Source organism: Bacillus sp. FSL K6-2944 (assembly GCF_038005385.1).
Taxonomy (GTDB): Bacteria; Bacillota; Bacilli; order Bacillales; family Bacillaceae_G; genus Bacillus_A; species Bacillus_A cereus.
Genome location: NZ_JBBOTE010000001.1, coordinates 2824735 through 2849523, shown reverse-complemented (window position 1 = coordinate 2849523; position 24789 = coordinate 2824735). Strand labels below are relative to the sequence as shown.

Sequence of the window (24789 nt, the reverse complement as noted above, 5' to 3'; positions counted from 1 at the left end):
AGTTATGAGAGGTATGCGGATTATTTTATTATTAGTTTCTGTTTTATTATGTTTTTCTTTAAATAGCGCATCAGCTAAAAGGTATATGATGTCCATTCATACTACGTCTCCTTTACATATGCATCGGCAACATCTTAGTAAAATGAAAGTGAGCTTTTTAAAAGTGGGGCAAGGTGACGCAACACTTATTATAATGCCAAATGGACAAACAATGTTAATTGATGGAGGACCTTATGAAGCAGGAGAGGTTATTATTCAGAAATTAATTGAGAAAGGGATTAATCATTTAGATGTAATTGTCAGTACGCATCCCGATATGGATCATATAGGGGGGTTAATTCCAATTGTAGAGCAAATGCCGGTATCGCTTATATTAGATAGCGGAAAAACATATAGTTCTCTTACTTATCATACGTATCGGAATAATATAAAAAAAAGAGGGATACCTTTCGTTTCAGTAAAGGAAGGACAATATATACCGCTGGATCCACATGTTTCTATACAAGTATTAAACAACGGGAAATCAAAAGATGAAAATAATGAATCCTCAATTGTTTTAAAGGTGCGATATGGAAAAGCGGATTTTTTATTAATGGGTGACGCGGATGTACGGACAGAACATGAAATATTAAAACAATTTGATGTCCATGCAGATGTGTTAAAAGTGGGGCATCATGGCTCATATACTTCAACAAGTGAAACGTTTATAAAAAAAGTGGAACCGCAGTTTGCTATTCTATCGTACGGGAGTAATAATCCGTATGGACATCCTCACCAAAGTGTAGTGAAACGCTTAAAAAGGCACGGTATAATGGTATATAGAACGAATAAACGTACAGTAGAAATGGAAACAGATGGTGAACATATTATGTTAGAATCTAGCGGATTAATGCCATTGTTGAAGTGATTTCTATATTAGGGGGCGATACTGTCCCTTTTTGGAAAAATGAATAATATATATTATAATTATAAGAGACGTAAGAAATTTCCTTTTCTGTTGAATAAAAAGGAAATTTCATTAGAATGTATAGACAACTACTCGTGCGTATATTAAGATGGAACTAGGCGAATAAGGTAATAATAACAAGTAGGTAATTCATGGGAAAGGATCGATGAAAATGAAAACGCAAATTGTCATCAATGCCAAAATTTACACAGGTCAAGAAATAGTGGAAAACGGATTTATTCGTTACGCAGAAACCATTAAAGAAATTGGTTTGATGGCTCAATATGTACCACAAGAAAATGAAACTGTTTTTGATGCTACAGGGAAGATTATAATTCCAGGTATGATCGATGTTCATATTCATGGTGGATACGATATTGATGCGATGGATGCAAATAGCGATGGGTTAGTAACTCTAGGTAAAGAAATGTTAAAAGAAGGGGTTACAACTTACTTCCCAACAACAATGACACAAGCTCCAGAGGCAATTGAAGCAGCGTTAACTGCTGCGAAAGAAGCAAAAGAAAAAGGAGCGCATTTCGAATATATTCATTTAGAAGGACCTTATGTTTCAAAGAAACGTGCAGGTGCACAGCCACTTGAACATATCGTTCCTGCAAATATTGAGCAATTTAAACAATGGCAAGAAGCAAGTGGGAACTTAATTAAATTAGTAACATATGCACCAGAAGAAGAGGGAGCATTAGAGTTTGAACAATATCTTGCTGAAACTGGTGTAGTTGGCACAATGGGGCATACAGATGCAATTGATGCGCAACTAAAAAATAGAAAGATTACACATGCGACACATTTATACAATCAAATGCGTGGATTACATCACCGTGAACCAGGAGTTGTGGGTCATGTGTTATTAAATCCAGATGTAATGGTTGAAGTAATTACAGATGGTATTCATATTCACCCTGATATGGTGAAATTAGCATATAAGTTAAAAGGACCGAAAAAAGTAAGTGTTATTACTGACGCAATGCGTGCAAAAGGTCTTGAAGATGGATTATATGAGCTTGGCGGACAGCCAGTACATGTAAAAGATGGTAGTGCTCGATTAGAAGATGGAACGTTAGCTGGTAGTATTCTAAAAATGGATCAAGCTTTCCGAAATGTAATTGAATTTACAGGTTGTTCAATCGAAGATGCAGTACTTATGACATCAGTTAACCAAGCAGAAGAGTTTGGATTAAATAATAAAGGTGCATTAGCGGTAGGAAAAGATGCAGACTTTGTTGTGATGAATGAAGATTTACATGTATATGATACGGTTCGTTTAGGAATTCATATGAAGGAAGGGAAGTAATTAAATGAATATTCTTGTTGTAAAAACTCCAGAAGAATTAGCAGAAGCAGGTTATAAATTAATTGAAGAAGTTGTAAAAACAAAAGAAAATCCAACATTAGGAATGGCTACAGGAAGCTCTCCATTAGGTATTTATGCAGAAATGCGAAAAAATAAACTTGATACAAGCCGTGTAACCACTGTAAACTTAGATGAGTACGTAAATTTACCACATGAAGATAAAAACAGCTATCACTATTTCATGCAAGAACAGTTGTTTGATCATCTTCCATTTAAACAAACTTATGTACCAAACGGGATGGCAAGTGATTTAGAGGAAGAGTGCAAACGTTACGAGAGCATTCTAGCTGCTAACCCAGTTGACCTACAGATTCTTGGAATCGGTGAAAACGGTCACATCGGATTTAATGAGCCAGGAACACCGTTTAATTCTCCAACAAACATTGTTGAATTAACAGAATCTACACGCCAAGCAAACCTTCGATTCTTCGAAAAAGAAGAAGATGTGCCAACTCATGCGATTACAATGGGAATTGGAAGCATTATGAAAGCGAAACAAGTTCTACTTGTTGCTATGGGTTCTAAAAAGGCAGAAGCTGTTAAAGAATTATTGCAAGGTGAATATAGTGAAGAGTGTCCGGCTACAGTTTTACAACGTCATCCGAATGTAACCGTAATCGCTGATCAAGAAGCTCTATCTTTATGCAGTGAGGCGATTGCTGATGAACATCGACAAGTATTCACCATTTCCGATCTATTATCAGATTCAAGAGTGGGTGAAACAGCTAATTGAGGACGGCGAATGGAAGCCGGGAGATAAAATCCCATCTGAGAATGAACTTTGTGATAAGTTCGAAGTGAGTCGAATGACAATCAGACAGGCGATTAATAATTTAGTGGAACAAGGCTATTTATATCGGAAGCGTGGAATTGGAACATTTGTCCAACTTCCGAAAGTGGAACAAAAATTGCAAGGAATGACGGGATTCACAGAAGACATGATTTCTCGTGGGATGAACCCAAGTAGTCAATTACTTAGTTTCCGCCTAGTTCCAGCTACTGCTAAAATAGCAGACCGGTTGAGAATACAGGAGGGGGAATCGGTTTATGAAGTGAGGCGTATTCGCTTAGCTGATGATGAACCGATTGCTTTTGAGACGACATATTTGTCGCCAGCTCTTGTAAAAGATATTAACGAAGAGATATTGCAACAATCTTTATATGAACATTTAGAGAAAAAACTGGGCTTTAAACTTGTTAGCGCTACTCAGTCAATTGAAGCTTCCGTTGCGACGGAAAATGAAGCTGAACATCTGCATATTCCTAAAAAGGCGCCTGTACTTGTAATGCGTCAATGGTCATATTCAGAAGGTGAGATACCGCTAGAGTACGTGAAATGTATTTATCGTGGAGATCGTTATAAATTTATTACGAATATCGCACGTAACAAATAGTATATTTCAGTTTGTGAAGTACAGTGGAATTGAAAATGATTAACATGTAAAGAAATAAAAATACGACTCATCCTTATAAGGAATGAGTCGTATTTTTATTATGAGCAATTACGTGGTTAACAGCATCTTTGACGTGATTTACTACATAGTGAGCGTGTTTTTTTACTGCATCATCTGCTTGCGACATAGCAAAACTGTGAGGAGTTAAAGAAAACATAGGAATGTCATTATAAGAATCCCCTATACAAGCAATTTCCTCAGGTTTTATTTGAAACTCATTTAATAAAACAGAAATGGCAGAGCCTTTACTAACATTCGGTGGCATTACATCTAAACATTGTTCTGCTGAGATGAAAGTACTAACTTTCCCGTGGAATTTTTCATCAATTTTTTTCTGAAGGAGTTGTAAGCTCTCCTTTGTTCCACCGACAGAAATTTTATTTGGGAAAATTGTATCATCAATCTTCTGTAGTAAGTTTGGTTCTTCAACAGAAGTCATAGTTACTTGTTGTTCAAGTTCTTGAATGAAAGGTGTTTTCTCTTCAATGTAATAATTATGCTCATCACTTACATAACGGAAATAAGGATCTTCATTCGTCATAGCTAACAAATCGGGAAGTATGCTGGAATCAAAAGTTGCAGATAATAGTTGTTTATTTTCATGTGTATATACAAAAACACCATTTACACTAATGCGATGAAAATTTGTATTTACAGCTTTCATTAAGTCTGCAATTTCATTATCAAGTCTTCCGGAAGCGAAGCAAAGAATAACATTTTGCTCGGCAAGGCTGCGCAGTGCCGCAACATCTTGTTCGTCAATAAGACCTCCGTGTTGCATCATTGTACCATCGATATCACTTACAAACATTTTAATCATGCTGTTATCTCCTTTCTATGTACAGTTGCTCTTACATTATACGCATCATATATAAACATGTCTAAAAAATGAATTTTTATTAAATGGCAGATGTTTTACATTGACGACAAAGAAGAATATTCTGTAACATAAAAGTAGGCTATTTAAGTACGAGGGTGGTGTTATATGAGTAATTATCTAGAAATTAAAAAAGTTTTAAATAATAATGTCATCATTGCTAGCCATCCGGAACACGAGGAAGTAGTAGTGATTGGTAAAGGAATTGGATTTGGGAAAAAAGCGAAAGATGTATTGGAGCAAGAACAAATCGAAAAGATGTTTGTCTTAAAAAATGAACGGGATCGTGAACAATACAAATTATTAGTGCCGCATATTAGTGAAAAATTAATTGAATTGATGAACGATATTATGCTGTACATTCAAGGGAAAGCGAAATCGCCACTAAATGAACATATTCATATTGCGTTAACAGATCATATTTCATTTGCGATTAAAAGGTTAAAACAAGGACTTACAATTGATAACCCTTTTTTAGTTGAAACAAAAATGCTCTATCCAAAGGAATATGAAATTGCGGAAGGTGTTGTAGAACTTTTAAATTCTCGTTTGCAAATTACATTGCCAGAAGGAGAAATTGGTTTTATTGCACTTCACATTTACAGTTCGCTTACAAATTCTGATTTATCTTCAGTTAATCAAAACTCCCGTCTCATTGCACAACTTGTATCTTTAATTGAGACAAACTTACAAATTACATTAGATCAAGAGAGCATTCATTATTTACGTCTTATTCGTCATCTTCAATATGCTATTGAGAGGGTGAAAAAAGGAGAAAAAGTAGAGGAATCGCAAAGTTTTGCTGATTTATTAAAGGCGGAGTATCCAGCTTGCTATAACTTGGCTTGGAAGCTAGTTAAGGTCATGCAAAAAGAGTTGCAACTACCTGTATATGAAGCTGAAAGTATTTATTTAACGATGCACTTGCAACGCTTAGTAAAGGCAGAGCATGTGTAAAAAGCCATATATTTTTGTCTAAAATGAAAACGTTAAAAAAAATGATTGAATCGCTTACAATAGTTATGTATAATAACTATTGCAAAGTTATACAAATTTCGACAAACACATTAAGGTGAGTAACGAAAACGTTTGCCTTAATTATAGTGAACTTATACGTAAACCTATTTTTGACACGTGTTACTGATTCGATCAGGCATGAGTGGAGAAAAGTAAGGAATGTAAGCTAGAGAAAGGGATATACTACCCTTTGTATAGCTATCGTTCTATCTTTTTTTCCTCATGTCTTTTTGGCGTTTGTCGGAAGGTATCAATATAGATAAGAGAGGAAGGGTTTCCATGTTTAAGAAGATCTTTGGTGTTCTTCAAAAAGTCGGAAAAGCGTTAATGCTTCCAGTAGCGATTTTACCGGCGGCAGGTATTTTACTTGGATTTGGTAATGCATTTCAAAATCCACAGTTAACAAATGTTATTCCTGCTTTAAAAGCAGATTGGTTCGTAATGGTTGCAAAAATTATGGAACAATCTGGTGATATTATTTTCGCTAACCTTGCATTATTATTCGCAGTTGGGGTAGCAATTGGTTTAGCTGGTGGAGACGGAGTAGCTGGTTTAGCAGCATTCGTCGGCTACTTAATTATGAACAAAACGATGAGTGTGTTCTTAGAAGTAGATAAGCTAGTGAAAGTAACAAGTTCTGGAGCAGACCCAGTAAAAATTGGATTTGCAGATCCAGCGTATGCAAACGTATTAGGTATTCCAACGCTACAAACAGGGGTATTTGGTGGTATTATCGTCGGTATAGTAGCGGCATATTGCTATAATAAATACTTCAATATTGAATTACCATCATACTTAGGTTTCTTTGCAGGTAAGCGTTTCGTACCGATTGCAACTGCAACATTCTCTTTAATAGTAGGTATTATCATGTGCTTCGTTTGGCCATACATTCAAGGTGGCTTAAACACGTTCTCACATCAAATGATTGATGCAAATAGAACAATTGCAGCATTTATATTCGGTTTAATTGAACGTTCATTAATTCCATTTGGATTACATCACATTTTCTATTCACCGTTCTGGTTCGAATTCGGTCAGTATACAAATGCAGCTGGCGAATTAATCCGTGGTGACCAAAAAATCTTTATGGCACAGTTAAAAGACGGTGTAGAATTAACAGCAGGTACATTTACAACTGGTAAGTATCCGTTCATGATGTTCGGTCTTCCAGCAGCAGCTTTAGCAATGTACCATGAAGCACGTCCAGAAAATAAAAAATTAGCAGCAGGTATTTTAGGTTCTGCAGCATTAACATCTTTCTTAACAGGTATTACAGAGCCACTTGAATTTTCATTCTTATTCGTAGCACCAGTATTATTCGGAATTCACGCTGTATTTGCTGGTCTATCATTTATGACAATGCAAATTTTAGGTGTTAAAATTGGTATGACATTCTCTGGTGGTTTAATTGACTTCCTATTATTCGGTGTACTACCAGGCCGTACAGCATGGTGGTGGGTAATTATTGTTGGTCTTGTACTAGCAGTTATTTACTACTTCGGATTCCGCTTTGCAATTCGTAAATGGAATCTAAAAACACCTGGTCGTGAAGTGGCAAATGCAAATGAGGGCGCAGGAAAAGCAGAAGCAGGCGAACTCCCTCGTGAAGTATTAGTAGCACTTGGTGGTAAAGAAAACATTGCTTCTTTAGATGCTTGTATTACTCGTTTACGTGTTCAAGTTAACGAACAAAAGAATGTAAACAAAGACCGCTTAAAAGAACTTGGAGCAGCTGGTGTACTTGAAGTTGGAAATAACATTCAAGCTATTTTCGGACCGAAATCTGACACATTAAAATCACAAATTCATGATATTATGTCAGGTCGTACACCTCATGTTGAAAAAGAAGAACCTGTAAAAGTGGAAGAAACTCCTCAAAAAGTTGATGAAAATGAAACAATTGTATCACCAATCGAAGGAAAAATCTTACCAATTACAGAAGTACCTGACCAAGTATTCTCAGGAAAAATGATGGGAGACGGATTTGCAATTGAGCCAACTGAAGGAACAGTAGTTTCTCCAGTGAACGGTGAGATTGTCAATGTATTCCCTACAAAACATGCGATTGGTATTCAATCTGAAGGCGGAAAAGAAATTTTAATTCACTTCGGTATTGATACTGTAAAATTAAATGGTGAAGGTTTTGAAGCGCTTGTAGCACAAGGCGACAAGGTGAAACAAGGCCAACCATTATTAAAAGTAGATCTTGCATTTGTAAAAGAAAATGCACCATCTATCATTACACCAATTGTCTTTACAAACTTACAACAAGGGCAACAAGTCGAATTGAAAAAAGATGGAAATGTTAAGAAGGGCGAAACCGCTATTATTGACATTCAGTAGGAATTTGACGCAAAATGTTTATAATTATAATAGGCGATGTGGTTGACCGAACATCGCCTATTATATACAATAGATGATGTAGTACTCACGTCTATACAACTAAAAAATACTGTAATTTAAAGGAGATAAATTATCATGGAAAAAATCTTTAAAGTAACTAGCGACTCAGGAATTCATGCTCGTCCAGCAACTCTACTTGTAAACACTGCAAGCAAATTCGGTTCTGATATTAACTTAGAGTATAACGGAAAGAACGTTAACTTAAAATCAATCATGGGCGTTATGTCTTTAGGCATTCAACAAAACGCAGAAATTAAAATCACTGCAAATGGTGATGATGCAGCTCAAGCACTAGCAGCTATCGAAGAAACTATGAAAAACGAAGGATTAGGAGAATAATGACTCTTAACATTCAAGGGATCGCTGCATCAAGTGGGATTGCTATTGCAAAGGCTTTCAGACTTGAAAATCCTGAATTTAACATCGAAAAGAAATCAATTACAAACGAAGCTGCAGAAATTGCACGCTTAGACGCTGCGCTTGAGAAAGCAAAAACTGAATTAGAAGCTATTAAGGACCACGCATTTGCTGAGCTAGGTGCTGACAAAGCTGCAATCTTTGAAGCACATTTATTAGTGTTAAATGATCCAGAACTAGTAAACCCAGTAAAAGATAAAGTAAATAGCGAAAAAGTAAATGCTGAATTTGCAATGGATGAAGTTGCATCAATGTTTATTTCTATGTTTGAAAACATGGATAACGAATATATGAAAGAACGTGCTGCGGACATTCGTGACGTAACAAAACGCGTTCTTGCACATTTACTAGGAATTAACTTCTCAAATCCTGGTACAATTTCTGAAGAGGTAATCATCATTGCTGAAGATTTAACACCATCTGATACAGCTCAGTTAAACCGTAAGTATGCAAAAGGTTTCACTACTGATATCGGTGGACGTACATCTCACTCAGCAATTATGGCTCGTTCTATGGAAATTCCAGCTGTTGTTGGTACAAAAGTTGTTATGGAGAAAATCCAAAATGGCGATATCGTTATCATTGACGGTTTAGATGGAGAAGTAATTGTAAACCCATCAGAAGAAACTCTTCGTTCGTTTGAAGAAAAGAAAGCGAAATTTGAAGAGCAAAAAGCTGAATGGGCTAAATTAAAAGACCAAGCTACTGTAACAAGTGACGGACATCACGTTGAGCTTGTTGCAAATATCGGAACACCAAATGATGTACAAGGTATTATCGATAATGGCGGAGAAGGCGTTGGCTTATACCGTACAGAATTCTTATACATGGGCCGTGACAATCTTCCAACAGAAGAAGAGCAGTTCGAAGCGTATAAAGCAGTTCTTGAAGGTGTAAAAGAAGGTCAACCAGTCGTTGTTCGTACACTTGACATCGGTGGAGATAAAGAGCTTCCATACTTACATTTACCAAAAGAAATGAACCCATTCTTAGGATACCGTGCAATTCGCTTATGTCTTGATGAGCAAGATGTGTTCCGTACACAACTTCGTGCATTACTTCGTGCTAGCGTATACGGTAACTTAAAAATTATGTTCCCAATGATTGCAACTCTTGATGAGTTCCGTCAAGCGAAAGCGATTTTATTAGAAGAGAAAGCGAAACTTGTAGAAGCGGGTACAACTGTTTCTGATTCTATTGAAGTTGGTATGATGGTTGAAATCCCAGCTTCAGCAGTATTAGCAGATCAATTCGCGAAAGAAGTTGACTTCTTCTCTATCGGAACAAATGATTTAATCCAATACACAATGGCTGCAGACCGTATGAACGAACAAGTATCATACTTATACCAACCATATAACCCATCTATTTTACGTCTTGTAAAAATGGTTATCGATGCTGCTCATAAAGAAGGCAAATGGGCTGGTATGTGTGGTGAGATGGCGGGCGATTCACTTGCTATCCCATTATTATTAGGATTAGGTTTAGATGAGTTCAGTATGAGTGCAACATCTATTCTTCCTGCAAGAACACAGCTAAGCAAGTTGTCAAAAGCAGAAATGGAAACATTAGCAGAAAAAGCATTAATGATGTCAACTGCTGAAGAAGTTGTTGAACTAGTTAAAAGCATATAATTAATAAAAAAACCTGAGTCGATTTGAAATCGGTCTCAGGTTTTTTCTATGAGAAAAGTAAATCTTATTTGCTTACTATCGAGGATAAGAGACAGAATTAGATAGCGATTGCAACGATATCAGTTGGGCATACACGTAAAATACCAGTAAAAGTATTTCGATTTTGATTGTTCTTATCGTCTTTATTGTTATCTTTGTTGTCTTTGTCATTACGAGCTAAAGCAGAGAAAAGAGCAACACCGTTAGCGAAACCTTCAAAAATTACATTGTTGAAAGTACCATTACCTCTAATGCTTAAAAGAGAAAGTTCTGTTCCAACTGAAATGCTAGCAAGTACGTTACATACAGCTGGTTGTTGTGGTCTAACCTCTCTCTCTCTCTCTTTCTCGCGATGGTCGCGCTCTCTTTCATGATGATGACATTCTCTAAAGTTATCACAGCATCCAAATGATCCAAACATAATCCTCATCACCCCCTTCACACTTATAATCTATGTAAGTTCGGTAGTTAGTGACTGGACAGAGAGTGGAATTTTTTCTAGGGGATTTTCTCATTTTAAATGACTAGCTGGGTGTTTAGTATGGAATGATGTTTAAAATAGGTGGAATATAACAAAAAAATGTAAAAACCACCGAAATAAATGAAATGGGTAGCCTTTACACTTTTTTACTTTTATATAAAACGATGATATATACAGGAAGAGCTAGGAGTAGTGGTACAATGGATCGTGCAGTATGTTTTTCTGATTCTAATTGGAATGCTTCTTCTTTTGGAAATTGTAAAATGGAGATGTTTGCGGCATCGCCAATAAAATATAGAAGCAGTACAGTTACTATGTAACATAAAAGTGCGATAAAGCTTCCGTATGAACTCAATGAAAATCCCTCTCTTGTTATCTATTTGTTATCATTGTATCACAATTGTAACAAAAATACACGGGTATATTTCAACGCCTTAACAAAATTCGACACGAAACGTCACGTTTATTTATGAGAAGGGAATAGAATATACTTTTCCATAAGTATAAATGTCGAATGATTTGTAGTAATATTACAAAATTATGACAGGGAATAAAAAAACGAAGGCAATGTAGTTGCCTTCGTTTTTTTATTATTTTGCCCACTCGCTTACTTGCTCTACGCTCATGCGAGGTGCAGGGTGGCCTTTTAAAGTTGATTCACCAATTGTAATAAGCATAATAGGAACGTAACGAGATGAAACGTTAAATTCGTCTGTCAGTGCTTGTGGATTGAAGCCACCAATAGCACAAGTATCCCAACCAGTTGCTTTAGCTGCAAGCATAAGTTGCATTGCTGCTAAAGATGCATTTGAAAAGGCAGCATCTCTTGGGAATTGTTCACGAGCATATGCAGATTCAATATTTTTAGCTAAGCGTTCTTTTGCTTCTTCTTTCATAAATCCTTGTTCTACAATTGGACCATATACTGGCTCAACATTTTTATAAGCTTCTAAATCACCTAAAATAGCGACTACTGCAGAAGCATCAAGAATTTGTTGTTGGTTATAAGCTATTGGGTGTAATCGTTTTTGTACATCTTTACCTTGAAAAACAAGGAATTTCCAGTGTTGTAAGTTCCAAGCGGAAGGTGCTTGTGCTGCTGCTTTTAAAATCTCATGTAATTCTGTAGATGAGATTTCTTTATTTGGGTTGAATGCACGTGTAGATGTGCGTTCATATAGAACGTTAAAAAAGTTGTCGTTTGTCATAATATATCCTCCAAATTGTATATAAAATTATCGGGAAAACGCAATGTATATTACTTACATTTTGTAAGTTGTCGAATTTAAGAATATAATATCTTTATTTTAATTGTCAAGTTTTAAGAAATAAGCTAGGGCATTCATACAAACGATATAATTCCTATAATCATACACTAAAAAAGGAATTTATAGAGTGAAAAGGGAAGATAACATTCTCAATTAGCTTGTTAATATGTATTTCTCACAAATTAAAGTTTATTGGAGAACAGTCTTTTAGAAATGTTTGTGAGGAATTCAGTAGAACAAGATATATGAAGTGAGTGAAGACTAGTGATGAACATACTACATTTTTTATTAGAGAATACGGTTTTCCAAAATGTGTTACAAGATCTGCAGTTAAATGTCCTTTATATAGAAAATGGATGTAAACATCAACAAACGATAGAAAATATCCATCCAAAATGTATGTTTATAGCAAATAGTTTTGAAGAGGGCGAACTATTATTTCAAAGAACGAAACCGCACATTATAATTATGTATGTAACAGATTATTCTCAAATAAAATATATAAAGAATATGTATACCTCGCAAAGTACATTCATTGTCATTTGGGATCAACAAATAACAAAGGAATTTACAGATGTACTTGCATTAGGAATACGTAATATTGTAATGGCCCCTGTAACTCCGCAAGCAGTGTTAGAAGAAGTGAATAAGAGTTTGTATCAACTTTCTTTAGTAAGGCAAGTTAGTTTACAACAGGAACTGCTTCAAACGATGTTTGATTTTCAAAATGATTTATTATTTATAGTAGAAGATGATGAAATTGTTGATTGTAATACAAATTTTTTAACGTTTTTCGGATATGAAAATTTGTTTGCCTATCGCGAGCAACATTTAGTATTTGCTGAACATTTTATTAGAGAAAATGGATACTACTCGACGACGCATGATATAACATGGCTAGACGATACTTTATCAAGCGGTAGAAGAATTAAGATGTCAAATTATGAAGGGGCAGTATCTACTTTTCTATTACGTGCGACACCATTGCCAGAAGATTTATCAAGATTTATTGTAAAGTGCACGGAAATTACAGAATTAGATGAAATCTATCAAGAACAAGAAAGACTTGCTATGATAGATTCATTGACAGAGATTTATAATCGTTTAAAGTTTCAACAAATACTAGAGGTAGAATGGGAAAAGGTAATACGTAATGATGAGAAAATAGCAATTATTTTATTTGATATAGATAATTTTAAAACAGTTAATGACACATATGGTCATGATTTTGGCGATTTGGCATTAATACAACTTGCAGAGCTTATGAAATCTAAAGTGGAGCAGCAACATGTATTTGCAAGATGGGGAGGGGAAGAATTCATTATATTAGTGACAAATACAGTAGAAAAGGAAGCATTTCAAGTTGCGGAATCATTACGATTCTTCATTGAAACAAAGCAATTCACTGGAATTTCGAAGTTAACAGCTAGCTTTGGAGTTGCGTTATATGAACAAGGAACTACAAGAGAAGAATTAATGCAACGAGCGGATATTGCATTATATGAAGCGAAAAAAAATGGAAAGAATCAAGTATGTGTGTATAGAAAAGAAAAAATGTGATTTTTCGCAACAAATTGTTGCGATTTTTTTTTATTGTTTGATAATAGAATAGGGGGACAATTTTTAGCGAAGGAATTATGGAGGATCAATATGATAAAAAAAGTAATGGTGGTGGCTTCACTGTCTGCTATAGTTGGCGGCGGAGTATACTATTTTCTTGTTAGCCCCAATATAAAGGAAAACACTGTATTAACAACTAAAGTGAATCCTACTATTGAATCGGAAGTACAAGGGAATATAGAAGAAAAAGAAGAGCAACAAATTGATTATGCTAGCATATCTCAAAAATTAGATCAATATTTAGTCGGAAAGCAATTCAATGGAACAGTTTTGGTAACAGATAAAGAGCATGTTATATTGAATAAAGGATATGGGTATGCTGATGTTCAAAATAAAATAGAAAATACGCCTCAAACAAAATATCGTATCGGTTCTATTACGAAAACAGTCGTTGCCACATCTATTTTACAGCTGCAAGAACAAGGGAAATTGAATATTCAAGATAATGTAAATAAATATATTCCTTCATTTCCGGAGAATAAAAATATTACGCTATATCATTTATTAACGCATACCTCTGGTTTACCTGAACACGCAAAAGGCAATATTAATGCGGCTTCCCGCTTACAATTAATTAATTGGATTGGACGTCAAAATTTAGAATTTCCTGCAGGAACAGGTTGGAGATATACAGATTATAATTATATGGTGCTTGCTTATATAATAGAACGTATATCGAAAAAACCTTTAGGAGATTACATAAAAGAAAACATATTTGTAAAAGCAGATATGCATGAATCCGGTATGGGAAATATGGTACCTGGAGATAAAAATTTTACAAAGGGTTATGTGAAAAAAGATCAAGAGCTTGTACCAGCGCAGAAGTTAGGCATGGATTGGCTATATGGTTGTGGTGAGATGTATACGACAGTTGGAGATATGAAGAAATTAGACGAAGCAATTATAAATGGAAAACTTCTTTCTGAACAAAGTATACAAGCAATGTTTTCACCTTCAGCAGAACGGAAATATGCATTTAGTTTTTATATATATCCAGATTATTTTCATAATCATGGTGTATTATCTGGTTGGAACACTTTCAATAATTTTAATAAAGAAAAAGGAACTTTTGTTATTTTATTTTCAAATGTGAAAAATAGTATGGATGATGACTTTAATAAAGAGTTCCGAAAGATGGTAAATGATTTATTAGAACAAAGGGGATGAGAAAATGGAACATAAAACTTTATCAATAGGTTTCATTGGTATTGGCGTAATGGGAAAAAGTATGGTTTATCACTTAATGCAAGATGGTCATAAAGTATATGTATATAATAGAACGAAAGCAAAAACAGATTCTTTAGTGCAAGATGGTGCAAATTGGTGTAATACGCCAAAAGAGTTAGTGAAGCAAGTTGATATTGTAATGACAATGGTTGGATATCCACATGATGTAGAAGAAGTGTATTTTGGTATAGAAGGAATTATAGAACATGCAAAAGAAGGTACGATAGCAATTGACTTTACGACATCTACACCTACTTTAGCAAAACGGATTAATGAAGTTGCAAAAAGAAAAAATATATATACGTTAGATGCACCTGTCTCAGGAGGAGATGTTGGCGCAAAAGAAGCAAAACTCGCAATTATGGTAGGTGGGGAGAAAGAAATATATGATAGATGCTTACCTTTACTTGAAAAGTTAGGAACAAACATTCAATTACAAGGACCAGCTGGGAGTGGACAACATACAAAAATGTGCAATCAAATTGCGATTGCTTCCAATATGATTGGAGTATGTGAGGCTGTTGCTTACGCGAAGAAGGCTGGACTGAATCCAGATAAAGTGTTAGAGAGTATTTCAACAGGGGCAGCAGGTAGCTGGTCATTAAGTAATTTAGCTCCTCGAATGTTAAAAGGAGACTTTGAGCCAGGATTTTATGTAAAGCATTTTATGAAAGATATGAAAATTGCTTTAGAGGAAGCAGAAAAATTACAATTACCAGTCCCAGGCTTAAGTTTGGCGAAAGAATTGTATGAAGAGTTAATTAAGGATGGCGAAGAAAATAGTGGAACACAAGTACTATATAAAAAATATATAAGGGGGTAAACGAGGTGGACCTTCAAAAGTTTGATGAGATGATTGATACTGTACAGCGAGCTACTTGTATGCAAATTAATGAAAGACAAAAAGAAGCTTTTAAACAAAAATATGATTTTGAACCAGAATTTGAATATGGAAGAGATGAGAAGGGACATTATGTAATTCGAACCTCAAAAAAGATGTTAGAAGAAATGGAGTTTTATTTGGCATTGAAATATGATCGTGATGGAGTGGATCTTTATATGCAAGCTGAGATTGATGGTATATTTCATGTATCTGTTAGCTATGGTGAAGATGCCCTACATCTACAAGAATTGTTTCAATTTCTAGAAGAAAATAAATAAAAGTCCTCATTTGAGGACTTTTATTTATTTAGTCATCTTTAATTTTTATAATTATAAGTTAGAAGCGCGTCGGCATCGTTCAACCGGGAACGGGATAATTTGTGCGATGTGATTAGGACCAAATTGTTTTGTACGAGCATGGCGTATTATATAAAAAGCACACAGAATTGAAACAGGAATAGCGCCGAATAAACCAAATAATAAAGCGCTTACACAAGATGCGACAAATCCTAAAACACCAATTTCTAACTCTTCCATAATAGCTCCTAAAATAACAGGAAATGCTCCACATGTAACTCCAAGTATAAGTGCGATAAGTAAGCTCATGATTATCCCCCTCTGTTTGCGATATTATTTTCCTTCTAAGTTAATTGTAGTATATCACATATAAAACAGAATTTTCAGAAAAAATTCAATAAATGTTCAAAAAATGTTCGAAAAATGCACTTGAAAAATTAAGGTGTAAATTTGTGATGAAATGGTACTTTCAAGTAAATAAAAAATCAGACTTATTTCAAAATGAAATAAGTCTGTTCCATAGGAGGATGTATATATGTAGAGTGAATAAAAGTTTGGAAAAGGGGGTCCAAGTCCTTTTATTCAACTAACTACCTTAATAGATTGGAACCCAGCCTTCAGTTGTCACAAAAATACGAATAGCTACAACTTGGCGATCATCTTGCAAGGTAAAATAATGTCTTGCATTTTCAGGAACAGATATTAAATCGCCTGGCTCAAGTTCAACATCAAAGAATTTCCCATCTTTACCTTCAATAGCGAAAATGCCGTGACCACTGACGATAAAGCGAACTTCGTCATCTGTATGATGGTGTTCCTTTTGGAAATTAATTAATAATTCGTCAAGGTTAGGTGTGCTACTTGAAAGTGAGATTACATCATGTGCTTTATAACCTCGACGTGCTGAAACATCAGCGATTTCTTTTGAAAAAATAGCTAATATTTCAGCTTTGTTTTCATCTGTTAACGAATAATTTTCATTTAAATGAGTAGGAAGTTTAGAAATATTCCATTTCTCATATAAAACGCCTTCCTCTTGTAGAAATTTAGATACTTCCACTTCATTTTCAATACGAGTATTTACTTCATGAATACGAATTTGCGCCATTAGAAACGCCTCCTTGAATTGATAATAGTTTTATATGAAATTGGAATAAAAACTCATAAGCTTCTAATCTCTTCTTTGCATCAAAGCTATCTCGGCCCCATACGGTAATACCGTGGTTACGGATTAATACTGCACCCGAATCTCCTTGTATATGCTTTCGGAAGTTTTCTCCAAGTGTTGGGATATGGGCATGGTTTTCGATAATAGGAATGTGAATGGTTGCACCTTCTTCCCAAATATCGAGAGCTTTAATAATTTCTTGATTTTGAAGGGTGACTGCATCACTATATAAATTTGTGATGACATTATTATCGGTTGTATGAACATGAAGTACGCAACCGGCATTCGTATTGTTATAAATGTGTGTATGCAATATTGTTTCTGCTGAAGGGCGTAATTCAGTCTCTAAAACGGGAACTCCTACATGATCTACTAATAGAAAATCATCTGGAGTGGTTTTTGTTTTATCTTTACCGCTTGCCGTAATAAGAAAAGTAAGTGGTTCATGACTAACCTTTATAGAAATATTACCACTTGTTGCTGGGAACCAATTTCGTGTTGTTAACTCTTTTTTTATCTCGCTTAAGTCATACCATTGACGAAAAAGTTGTTTCATGCCTTCACCTCCAACAAAAGTTTTAATTCAGCTTGCACATCTTGAAATGTTTCAAACGGTGTATAAGCAATATGATTTTCTTCACACTTTGTAATAAGAAAATCGCGAGCGAATACTTTATCAGCTTGTTTCGCGGCTTGTAAATCAGTAATAGAATCTCCAATTACAATATGAAAGTCATCTGTATCACTTAATTTACGGATTAATGATGATTTACATAATCCGCAATGATTTTGACAATGATCATCACAAGAATGAGGCCATTTAACTGTAATAAACTCTGCTGAAAAGTCTGTTTCATTACAATAAATTTGCTCTTTTGGAATGATTCCTTGTAAGAGTGGATAGACGAAGAAATCCATTCCACCTGATATCACGTAAAAAGAAATGTTATTTTCCTTTACGAATTGTATAAACTCATGAAAACCACTACGGATTTCAGCAGTTTCTATTAAAAATTGAATAATATCATCGTGCAGATTAGTAGGTATTAATTGAAATAATTGAGAAACACCTTCTTGAATGGATAGTTCTTGTGATAAAATTTTATTCTTTACTTCTTCGGCTTCTGGTGGTGCGAATTTTTCCATAATGGACATAATGTTATCATTATTTGTAATCGTGCCATCGAAATCACAAAATACTTGAATACTCATAATTTCACCTCATAAGAGGGATTTCCCCATATTTGTAGTGCACTATGCAAATTTATGTCGTCTACTTCATGGAGTGGTTTATTTTGCAAAGTAGCATCAATTGCAGTACGGAAAGCTTTACCGCCGCCTTGCGCTCCATTTGGATGTCCGTGTATCCCGCCGCCAGCATTAATAACAACATCTTTACCGAAATCTCGTACAATAAAGGGAACGAAACCAGGATGAATACCAGCAGACGGAACAGAAAAGCTCTTCTTGAAAGATGCATCGTCTTCAGTTAAATATTTTGAGATAGCAAGAGCCTCCTCTTTTTCTAGCGCAACACTTCCGTATGGAGATGGGAATAATGAAAAGTCAGCCCCAGCATAACGTAGTAGCTTTCCAAGTAATAATGGAGATGAAACTCCATATAACTTGGATGCTGAATAAGCACCACTTACAGCAGGATGTGCCATAATAGGAACTGGGATTTCATCATCTTCTGCAAGTGATTGTAGTACATCTAGTCCGTAAGCAAATACGTTAAATAATAGAATATCAGCTCCAGCTTGCACTGCACGTTTAGCATTTTCTTTTAAATCAAAAGTTCGTCCTGTTAAATTTACGGCATATAACGTTTTATGTCCGTATGTTTCATATACGGATTGTAAAACTTCTTTTCCAGATACAATGCGTTTCGTAAGTGGTGTTAATGCATTTTCAAATAATATTTCATCATCTTTTACTATATCTACACCACCAATTGCTTGATCGCGTAATTGCGTTTTTAAATACCCAATATTTCGTCCAATCATTCCTTTAAAAATACTCATTAAAAGGGGACGATCATGCACTTGTAAAAGGTTTCGAATACCATCTATCCCGAATTTTGGACCAGGAAAATGTTTTTTTAACTCGTCTGAAAAAGTTAAGTCAATTAATTTTACTTCGCCATCAAGGGATAGCTTTCCAAATGTAGTCGTTAAAATTGCTGGTAAATCTGGACTGAAGTTTAATAACGGATATTCGATTTTAATAATTCCGCGTTTTACTTTTTTACGTAAATACGAATTGGTATGTTCATGTTCAGCTAATTCCTCAACATGAATGACATTGCCTTTATGCTGTTTTAATTGTTCTTGTAATAAGTGTGGCAAATGAGTCCAAGAGCCAATTGTTAAACCAAGTGCAATTTGCTCAGCTTTTTTTTCTAAGTTATGTGAACCGTCATGGATCAAATACGTCGCTATTATTCCGCTCATTGTTATAACCTCCTAGTTAAATAAAAAAACCTCTCAGCTAAGGAGAGGTTTTTTTACAACCAGCTCCTTATCTGTCAGCATAATGCTGCGAGAATTAGCACCGTGTCTACAATTGTAGATCGGTTGCCGGGTTTCGTCGGGCTCGTCCCTCCACCTGCTCTTGATAAGAAGTATTTAGAAATGTTTAAATTTTTAAGATAACTGAATTTTGTCAGATATTTTTCGTGTTGTCAATTACTTTTTGAAAAAATTTAATTTATCAATTCGATTAATGGCTTCTCGTAATCTATCTTCTGTATGTAAGAGACCAACACGGACATACCCTTCGCCATGCTCACCAAATCCAACACCAGGAGCAACTGCGACATGTGCTTTTTCTAGTAAAATATTAGAAAATTGCTCAGAGGTATATCCTTTTGGAACGGGAAGCCATGCAAAGAATGATCCTGTTGGAATGTCTACATTCCAACCAATTGAGTGACAGGCTGAAATAAGAGCGTTTCTTCGAGATTCGTAACTATTTACAAGGTCTATTACACAAGACTGTGAACTTAATAGCGCTTCTCGAGCAGCATCTTGAACTGCACCGAATATACTAACATACATATGATCTTGTAATAGGTTAATTGTTTCAATCACACTTTCATTCCCTACAGCAAAAGCGATGCGCCAGCCAGCCATATTGAAAGTTTTTGATAATGTGTAAATTTCAATTCCTATATCTTTCGCACCATCTGCTTGCAAGAAACTAACAGGTTTTTGACCATCAAATCCGATAGCGCCATAAGCAAAATCGTGAACAACTAATATATTATGTTTATTAGCAAAGTGAATGGTTTCATCAAAAAAATCTTTTGATGCAGTAGCACCGGTAGGATTATTTGGATAGTTTAAAAACATTAATTTTGCACGCTCTGCAATAGAGTCATCAATGTTCGTATAATCTGGTAAAAAGTTATTTTCTGCAATAAGTGGCATTCTTTCAAAGTGTGCTTTTGCTAAAGCAACCCCGGATAAATAATCTGGATAACCTGGATCCGGAACGAGAATCGTATCACCAGGATTTGTAAAACAAATCGGTAATTCTACTAGTCCAGCCTTCCCACCAAACAAAATAGCAACTTCAGTTTTTGGGTTTAATTCGACGCCATATTCACGTTTATAGAATGTAGCCACGGCTTCCTTTAAGCTTTCATGTCCGCGAAATGGCGGATATTTATGATGAATGGTCTTTTCGGCAGCATCTTGTAAAGCTTTTACGATATGCTGCGGTGTTGGTTGATCTGGATTACCTTGACCTAGATTAATAACATCGTGACCAGCTGCAACGACTTTGTTAACTTTTGCAACAAGTGAAGCGAAAAATTGTGTTGAATGATGTTACTATCTCAGAAGGTTGAAATAATTTCATACTTTCCACCTCTTTTGAAAGTTGTTACAATTCTAGTGACAAATGATATAATCTTTCCAGTATTTTGTAAAGAGAAAAATAAGAATGGGGCTGAAAAAATGAAAGTCGCATGTATTCAAATGGATATTGTTTTTGGAGATGTAGAAAAAAATATTGAGAATGCTAAAAATAAAATAAGTGAAGCTATGAAGGAAAGGCCAGATGTTATCGTCTTACCAGAACTATGGACAACAGGATATGATTTAACGAGACTTTCTGAAATTGCAGATAGGGATGGAGTGGAAACGAAAGAAAAGTTAATAGAATGGGCGAAGCGATATGATGTACATATTGTTGGTGGGTCCATAGCAAAGCAAACAGAGCAAGGCGTTACAAATACGATGTATGTTGTAAATAATGAAGGACAGTTAGTCAACGAATATAGTAAAGTACATTTATTTCAGCTTATGGATGAACATAAATATTTAATAGCTGGTAATGGTACGGGCGAATTTAAGCTAGATGATGTTGAATGCGCTGGAACAATTTGTTATGATATTCGTTTTCCAGAGTGGATGCGTGTTCATACTGCTAAAGGGGCAAAAGTATTATTTGTTGTAGCTGAATGGCCATTAGTTCGTTTAGCACATTGGCGTTTGCTATTGCAAGCAAGAGCAGTTGAAAATCAGTGTTATGTTGTTGCGTGTAATAGAGCAGGGAAGGATCCGAATAATGTGTTTGCAGGTCATTCTTTAATTGTGGATCCTTGGGGTGGTGCGACACGTTCCTAAGTGAAAAGCTTAGGCACTGTCGAACAAACAGTTCAACAGTGAACTGTCATTCTGAGAAGTTAAATGATAGGGTAACGCCTTGAAGAGCTTCCTCTAAACCTTCGACATGCAATAAAGTTAGCAAGAATTTTATTGTGTGAAGCTCGAAGAAGTCGGCTGAGAGCTACCGTAAATCAAACAGATACGAAAGCTGTCCAGAGGTGGATGGTGTAGCCTATAGGCCGGGAGTCTACAAAACACTTATGGTTAGAATGCACAATAATGCAATTCGAACTTTGAATGTGCAGACGAATCTCCGATGGTACGGGTCTATAACGGAAGCATATCGAAAGGTATGCTGGCACAATTAGTGTCGTTATTGTGGATTAGTAAAAGTCTCCTTTATGAACGTCCATATATTGTTACAGGCAATATCAAGATAACAGGCTTATAGGAGAAACCTAAAAGTGTATATGTACAGATAAGAGTGATGGAACGTGGTAAGCTACCAACGCAGAGGGCTTGCTTCCAGTGAAGCGTTTCTAGGGAAAATAAGAATGATATTAGTTCGATATATAACCTAGATTTATGGTAGTGAAAGTGGTGGCGCAGTACCAGTGAAACGTCTAATGAACGTGGAGGGATAGCCACTAGTCGATTGAAGACTGAACAGTTACTTAACGGTGAACATGGATTCGGGTAAGACTAAGAGATGTAGTTCCCTCTTGAAAAGGAGGCTACAGCCCATGTTGAAGAAACCGAAGCTGAGACATAACGAGTATTATGACATGCAATCTAAGTATGACGAATTATATTCAAGCAGTCTCAATGGTAACAATTTCTATAAGTTAATGGACATTATTGGTTCAGAAGAAAATATTAGACTAGCATACAGAAACATTAAAACCAATAAAGGTAGTAAAACTGCTGGTGTCGATGGGTTAACTATTAGAGACATCTGGCATTTTAATGATTTACAGATTATTAAAGAAATCAGATGTAGATTGAAGCGATATAAACCAGATGCAGTCAGAAGGGTATATATTCCCAAAGAGGGAAGTGATAAAACGCGTCCCTTAGGGATTCCAACTATCTGGGATAGGTTAGTCCAACAATCCATATTACAAGTTCTTGAACCCATATGTGAAGCGAAGTTCTATAACCATAGCTATGGTTTCAGACCAAATAGAAGCACACATCATGCTTTAAGTCGTATGGTTAGCCTTATGAATATGTATCGCAACCATTACTGTGTGGATATTGATATCAAAGGATTCTTTGACAATGTCAATCACGGTAAACTTTTAAAACAGATGTGGACATTGGGAGTTAGAGATAAATCACTTCTGAGTGTAATTTCTAAAATTCTCAAATCTGAAATTCATGGAGAAGGAGTTCCTACTAAGGGCACACCGCAAGGTGGGATTATCTCGCCCTTACTCTCTAACATAGTACTTAATGAACTTGACTGGTGGGTTTGCAATCAATGGGAGAATTTCACACCTAAACATGCAAAACTGTCACCTGGTTGGCTTGTATGGGCACGTAAGAATCGAAATCTTAAAGGTGGACATATCGTTCGTTACGCAGATGATTTCAAAATAATGTGTAAAACATATACAGATGCCAAGAAATTTTACTATGCTACCGTGGATTTTCTGAAGAAGCGACTTGGACTAGATATCAATAAAGACAAATCTAAAGTTGTAAATCTCAAAAAGAATTCATCTATCTTCTTAGGATTTAAGGTCAAATTAGTTCAACAAGGAAAATCCAGACATGGATATGTAGCTAAAACGAGTATGACAGACAAAGCTATACAAAAGACTAAACAAATTCTAAAAGACAAGATTAAAGGGATACAGGAAAATCCAACGGCTGAAGCAGTTATAAGATATAACACTACCCTTATTGGAATACAGAATTATTACAAATATGCGACTAAAATCTATATTGATTTGACAGAGGTTAGCTACACTCTTCTCAAATCCATTAAAAACAGGCTTAGGGAAAACAGTAAGAAAATTTGTTTCAGTGAAACTCCTAAGAAGTTTCAGAAGCGAGCCAAAGGCATTCTGCCTAATACCAAAATATATTCGGTTTGTAACACACCGCTACTACCTATTACTGGTATGCATCATAAAAACCCATGGAATTTTTCTCAGAACATTTGTAATTACACAGTTGAGGGAAGAAATAAAATCCATGAAAATCTCAAAGCCATACCTCGGGACGTTCTTAAACAAGTTATGGCTACCTTTTCTAAAAATAGGAGCATCGAATATAACGACAATAGGATATCTAAATATGTCGCTCAATATGGAAAATGTTATGTGATTGGGAATATCATTGGAATCGACAGAGTACATTGTCATCATATAGTTCCTCTTAACAAAGGAGGGACTGATGCTTACAGCAATTTAGTCATTGTCGACTCATTCGTCCATAGGTTGATTCACATGACCGACATAGAGAAAATCAAAGGCATACTTCGCTCGCTTAATCTTAATGAGAAATCACTAAGCAAATTAAATGAACTTCGTACTAAGTCTGAAAATGAACCGATTGCAATATAAAACAACTTATAGTGTCAGTTGGAAACGATGGAACGCCGTATGATGGGAAACCATCACGTACGGTGTGATGTGGGGGAAAAGGTGGAGATAACATCAAATCCTTACCTATCACAATAAGTTGTAGTAGAGGCGAATGAAGAGGAATCAATTTTATTTGGAGAGCTTGAATTCGAGAAAATTAAAGAAGTACGTAAAGGAATTCCAGTTTTTGCGGATCGCCGTCCAGAATTATACAAATAAAATGTTGACAAGTGATTTTTATTCTTGGTATAGTCTTCAACATAAAGTTAAAAATTCAAAAAATTATACAACTCTTATCAAGAGCAGGTGGAGGGATTTGGCCCGATGAAGCCCAGCAACCGACCGTAATACCATTGTGAAATGGGGCGTTTATTACGCCAAAAGGCACGGTGCTAATTCCAGCAGAAAGTAAAACTTTCTGGCAGATAAGAGGGGAGAAGATAAACTTCAAACCTCTTTCTTAGTGGAAAGAGG

The 24789-nt window shown here is 35.5% G+C and carries 23 protein-coding genes, 2 pseudogenes and 2 riboswitches; of the genes and pseudogenes, 15 read left to right on the top strand and 10 right to left on the bottom strand.

Annotation, left to right across the window (positions count from 1 at the left end):
- Window positions 1–4 precede the first annotated feature (4 nt).
- The 4 genes from MHH55_RS14330 (at window position 5) to MHH55_RS14315 (ending at window position 3715) form a co-directional block, all read left to right on the top strand.
- A complete protein-coding gene (locus MHH55_RS14330; RefSeq protein WP_001214826.1) occupies window positions 5–907 on the top strand; it encodes a ComEC/Rec2 family competence protein in 903 nt (300 codons plus the stop codon).
- 211 nt (window positions 908–1118) lie between these two features.
- Window positions 1119–2261: an N-acetylglucosamine-6-phosphate deacetylase gene (nagA, locus tag MHH55_RS14325; RefSeq protein WP_002179749.1), complete on the top strand. Its 1143-nt coding sequence runs from the start codon at window positions 1119–1121 to the stop codon at window positions 2259–2261.
- Window positions 2262–2265: 4 nt separating this feature from the next.
- Entirely contained in the window at window positions 2266–3054 is a 789-nt protein-coding gene (gene nagB / locus MHH55_RS14320) for a glucosamine-6-phosphate deaminase (protein ID WP_001024210.1), read from the top strand.
- Window positions 2984–3715: a GntR family transcriptional regulator gene (locus tag MHH55_RS14315; RefSeq protein ID WP_014894892.1), complete on the top strand. Its 732-nt coding sequence runs from the start codon at window positions 2984–2986 to the stop codon at window positions 3713–3715. Before nagB ends, MHH55_RS14315 begins: the two co-directional genes overlap by 71 nt.
- A 73-nt stretch (window positions 3716–3788) precedes the next feature.
- On the opposite strand, the gene MHH55_RS14310 is transcribed toward MHH55_RS14315, so the two are convergent.
- A complete protein-coding gene (locus MHH55_RS14310) occupies window positions 3789–4595 on the bottom strand; it encodes a Cof-type HAD-IIB family hydrolase (protein ID WP_000594243.1) in 807 nt (268 codons plus the stop codon).
- A 165-nt stretch (window positions 4596–4760) separates the two neighbouring features.
- Between MHH55_RS14310 and glcT the strand changes: the two genes are divergently transcribed.
- The 4 genes from glcT to ptsP all read left to right on the top strand — a co-directional run bounded on the left by glcT (window position 4761) and on the right by ptsP (window position 10123).
- On the top strand, window positions 4761–5609 hold the full coding sequence (gene glcT, locus MHH55_RS14305) for a glucose PTS transporter transcription antiterminator GlcT (RefSeq protein ID WP_000073860.1): 849 nt from the start codon (window positions 4761–4763) through the stop codon (window positions 5607–5609).
- A gap of 339 nt (window positions 5610–5948) precedes the next feature.
- Window positions 5949–8012 (top strand): PTS glucose transporter subunit IIABC, encoded by a 2064-nt coding sequence (gene ptsG, locus MHH55_RS14300; RefSeq protein ID WP_000473179.1) that lies wholly within the window; start codon window positions 5949–5951, stop codon window positions 8010–8012.
- A gap of 135 nt (window positions 8013–8147) precedes the next feature.
- Window positions 8148–8411: a phosphocarrier protein HPr gene (gene ptsH, locus MHH55_RS14295; protein WP_000411080.1), complete on the top strand. Its 264-nt coding sequence runs from the start codon at window positions 8148–8150 to the stop codon at window positions 8409–8411.
- Window positions 8411–10123, top strand: a complete 1713-nt coding sequence (ptsP, locus tag MHH55_RS14290; protein ID WP_000174207.1) for a phosphoenolpyruvate--protein phosphotransferase — start codon at window positions 8411–8413, stop codon at window positions 10121–10123. The genes ptsH and ptsP overlap by 1 nt, the downstream gene beginning before the upstream one ends.
- Window positions 10124–10220: 97 nt before the next feature.
- On the opposite strand, the gene MHH55_RS14285 is transcribed toward ptsP, so the two are convergent.
- The 3 genes from MHH55_RS14285 to MHH55_RS14275 form a co-directional block, all read right to left on the bottom strand.
- Window positions 10221–10583: a DUF3915 domain-containing protein gene (locus MHH55_RS14285; RefSeq protein WP_000468041.1), complete on the bottom strand. Its 363-nt coding sequence runs from the start codon at window positions 10581–10583 to the stop codon at window positions 10221–10223.
- Between the two features lie 196 nt (window positions 10584–10779).
- A complete protein-coding gene (locus tag MHH55_RS14280; protein ID WP_000100485.1) occupies window positions 10780–10998 on the bottom strand; it encodes a hypothetical protein in 219 nt (72 codons plus the stop codon).
- 235 nt (window positions 10999–11233) lie between these two features.
- Window positions 11234–11851: a nitroreductase family protein gene (locus MHH55_RS14275; protein ID WP_000180391.1), complete on the bottom strand. Its 618-nt coding sequence runs from the start codon at window positions 11849–11851 to the stop codon at window positions 11234–11236.
- A gap of 327 nt (window positions 11852–12178) precedes the next feature.
- On the opposite strand from MHH55_RS14275, the gene MHH55_RS14270 reads away from it, so the two are divergent.
- The 4 genes from MHH55_RS14270 to MHH55_RS14255 all read left to right on the top strand — a co-directional run bounded on the left by MHH55_RS14270 (window position 12179) and on the right by MHH55_RS14255 (window position 15919).
- The gene (locus tag MHH55_RS14270) at window positions 12179–13471 is read left to right on the top strand and encodes a diguanylate cyclase (protein ID WP_139362422.1); all 1293 of its coding nucleotides are present in this window, start codon (window positions 12179–12181) and stop codon (window positions 13469–13471) included.
- 90 nt (window positions 13472–13561) lie between these two features.
- On the top strand, window positions 13562–14698 hold the full coding sequence (locus MHH55_RS14265) for a serine hydrolase (RefSeq protein WP_000592912.1): 1137 nt from the start codon (window positions 13562–13564) through the stop codon (window positions 14696–14698).
- Between the two features lie 4 nt (window positions 14699–14702).
- Complete coding sequence (locus MHH55_RS14260; protein ID WP_071741175.1) at window positions 14703–15581, top strand: NAD(P)-dependent oxidoreductase; 879 nt, start codon at window positions 14703–14705, stop codon at window positions 15579–15581.
- 5 nt (window positions 15582–15586) lie between these two features.
- Window positions 15587–15919, top strand: coding sequence for a DUF3909 family protein (locus MHH55_RS14255; protein WP_000365622.1), 333 nt, complete (start codon window positions 15587–15589; stop codon window positions 15917–15919).
- A gap of 51 nt (window positions 15920–15970) precedes the next feature.
- Here MHH55_RS14255 and MHH55_RS14250 read toward each other — a convergent pair whose 3' ends face one another.
- The 6 genes and pseudogenes from MHH55_RS14250 to MHH55_RS14225 all read right to left on the bottom strand — a co-directional run bounded on the left by MHH55_RS14250 (window position 15971) and on the right by MHH55_RS14225 (window position 20969).
- Complete coding sequence (locus MHH55_RS14250; RefSeq protein WP_000054659.1) at window positions 15971–16246, bottom strand: hypothetical protein; 276 nt, start codon at window positions 16244–16246, stop codon at window positions 15971–15973.
- A gap of 286 nt (window positions 16247–16532) precedes the next feature.
- A complete protein-coding gene (locus MHH55_RS14245; RefSeq protein ID WP_000057314.1) occupies window positions 16533–17045 on the bottom strand; it encodes a 1,2-dihydroxy-3-keto-5-methylthiopentene dioxygenase in 513 nt (170 codons plus the stop codon).
- Entirely contained in the window at window positions 17023–17661 is a 639-nt protein-coding gene (locus tag MHH55_RS14240; RefSeq protein ID WP_000811341.1) for a methylthioribulose 1-phosphate dehydratase, read from the bottom strand. Before MHH55_RS14240 ends, MHH55_RS14245 begins: the two co-directional genes overlap by 23 nt.
- Entirely contained in the window at window positions 17658–18317 is a 660-nt protein-coding gene (locus MHH55_RS14235) for a 2-hydroxy-3-keto-5-methylthiopentenyl-1-phosphate phosphatase (protein ID WP_000027461.1), read from the bottom strand. The genes MHH55_RS14240 and MHH55_RS14235 overlap by 4 nt, the downstream gene beginning before the upstream one ends.
- Window positions 18314–19558: a 2,3-diketo-5-methylthiopentyl-1-phosphate enolase gene (gene mtnW, locus MHH55_RS14230; RefSeq protein ID WP_025687566.1), complete on the bottom strand. Its 1245-nt coding sequence runs from the start codon at window positions 19556–19558 to the stop codon at window positions 18314–18316. The genes MHH55_RS14235 and mtnW overlap by 4 nt, the downstream gene beginning before the upstream one ends.
- Window positions 19559–19622: 64 nt before the next feature.
- Window positions 19623–19728: riboswitch (SAM riboswitch) on the bottom strand.
- 64 nt (window positions 19729–19792) lie between these two features.
- Window positions 19793–20969: pseudogene (locus MHH55_RS14225) on the bottom strand (pyridoxal phosphate-dependent aminotransferase).
- A gap of 14 nt (window positions 20970–20983) precedes the next feature.
- On the opposite strand from MHH55_RS14225, the gene MHH55_RS14220 reads away from it, so the two are divergent.
- From MHH55_RS14220 to MHH55_RS14210, 3 genes and pseudogenes are all read left to right on the top strand, one after another.
- Window positions 20984–21739 carry a carbon-nitrogen family hydrolase gene (locus MHH55_RS14220; RefSeq protein ID WP_229178011.1) on the top strand — a complete coding sequence of 252 codons (756 nt, stop codon included), beginning with the start codon at window positions 20984–20986 and terminating at the stop codon, window positions 21737–21739.
- A gap of 725 nt (window positions 21740–22464) precedes the next feature.
- On the top strand, window positions 22465–24294 hold the full coding sequence (gene ltrA / locus MHH55_RS14215) for a group II intron reverse transcriptase/maturase (protein ID WP_078186418.1): 1830 nt from the start codon (window positions 22465–22467) through the stop codon (window positions 24292–24294).
- Window positions 24295–24411: 117 nt separating this feature from the next.
- Window positions 24412–24534: pseudogene (locus MHH55_RS14210) on the top strand (carbon-nitrogen family hydrolase); the annotation flags it as partial.
- A 71-nt stretch (window positions 24535–24605) separates the two neighbouring features.
- Window positions 24606–24747, top strand: a riboswitch (SAM riboswitch).
- Window positions 24748–24789: the final 42 nt, after the last annotated feature.

Excerpts from the sequence above, each read along its gene's own strand:
- glcT (WP_000073860.1), top strand. The coding sequence starts at position 4,761 with ATGAGTAATTATCTAGAAATTAAAAAAGTTTTAAATAATAATGTCATC.
- nagB (WP_001024210.1), top strand. The coding sequence starts at position 2,266 with ATGAATATTCTTGTTGTAAAAACTCCAGAAGAATTAGCAGAAGCAGGT.
- MHH55_RS14275 (WP_000180391.1), bottom strand. The coding sequence starts at position 11,851 with ATGACAAACGACAACTTTTTTAACGTTCTATATGAACGCACATCTACA.
- MHH55_RS14330 (WP_001214826.1), top strand. The coding sequence starts at position 5 with ATGAGAGGTATGCGGATTATTTTATTATTAGTTTCTGTTTTATTATGT.
- MHH55_RS14235 (WP_000027461.1), bottom strand. The coding sequence starts at position 18,317 with ATGAGTATTCAAGTATTTTGTGATTTCGATGGCACGATTACAAATAAT.
- nagA (WP_002179749.1), top strand. The coding sequence starts at position 1,119 with ATGAAAACGCAAATTGTCATCAATGCCAAAATTTACACAGGTCAAGAA.
- mtnW (WP_025687566.1), bottom strand. The coding sequence starts at position 19,558 with ATGAGCGGAATAATAGCGACGTATTTGATCCATGACGGTTCACATAAC.
- MHH55_RS14285 (WP_000468041.1), bottom strand. The coding sequence starts at position 10,583 with ATGTTTGGATCATTTGGATGCTGTGATAACTTTAGAGAATGTCATCAT.
- MHH55_RS14265 (WP_000592912.1), top strand. The coding sequence starts at position 13,562 with ATGATAAAAAAAGTAATGGTGGTGGCTTCACTGTCTGCTATAGTTGGC.
- MHH55_RS14250 (WP_000054659.1), bottom strand. The coding sequence starts at position 16,246 with ATGAGCTTACTTATCGCACTTATACTTGGAGTTACATGTGGAGCATTT.
- ptsG (WP_000473179.1), top strand. The coding sequence starts at position 5,949 with ATGTTTAAGAAGATCTTTGGTGTTCTTCAAAAAGTCGGAAAAGCGTTA.
- ltrA (WP_078186418.1), top strand. The coding sequence starts at position 22,465 with ATGTTGAAGAAACCGAAGCTGAGACATAACGAGTATTATGACATGCAA.
- MHH55_RS14245 (WP_000057314.1), bottom strand. The coding sequence starts at position 17,045 with ATGGCGCAAATTCGTATTCATGAAGTAAATACTCGTATTGAAAATGAA.
- MHH55_RS14240 (WP_000811341.1), bottom strand. The coding sequence starts at position 17,661 with ATGAAACAACTTTTTCGTCAATGGTATGACTTAAGCGAGATAAAAAAA.
- MHH55_RS14315 (WP_014894892.1), top strand. The coding sequence starts at position 2,984 with ATGAACATCGACAAGTATTCACCATTTCCGATCTATTATCAGATTCAA.
- MHH55_RS14270 (WP_139362422.1), top strand. The coding sequence starts at position 12,179 with ATGAACATACTACATTTTTTATTAGAGAATACGGTTTTCCAAAATGTG.
- MHH55_RS14310 (WP_000594243.1), bottom strand. The coding sequence starts at position 4,595 with ATGATTAAAATGTTTGTAAGTGATATCGATGGTACAATGATGCAACAC.
- MHH55_RS14260 (WP_071741175.1), top strand. The coding sequence starts at position 14,703 with ATGGAACATAAAACTTTATCAATAGGTTTCATTGGTATTGGCGTAATG.
- ptsP (WP_000174207.1), top strand. The coding sequence starts at position 8,411 with ATGACTCTTAACATTCAAGGGATCGCTGCATCAAGTGGGATTGCTATT.
- ptsH (WP_000411080.1), top strand. The coding sequence starts at position 8,148 with ATGGAAAAAATCTTTAAAGTAACTAGCGACTCAGGAATTCATGCTCGT.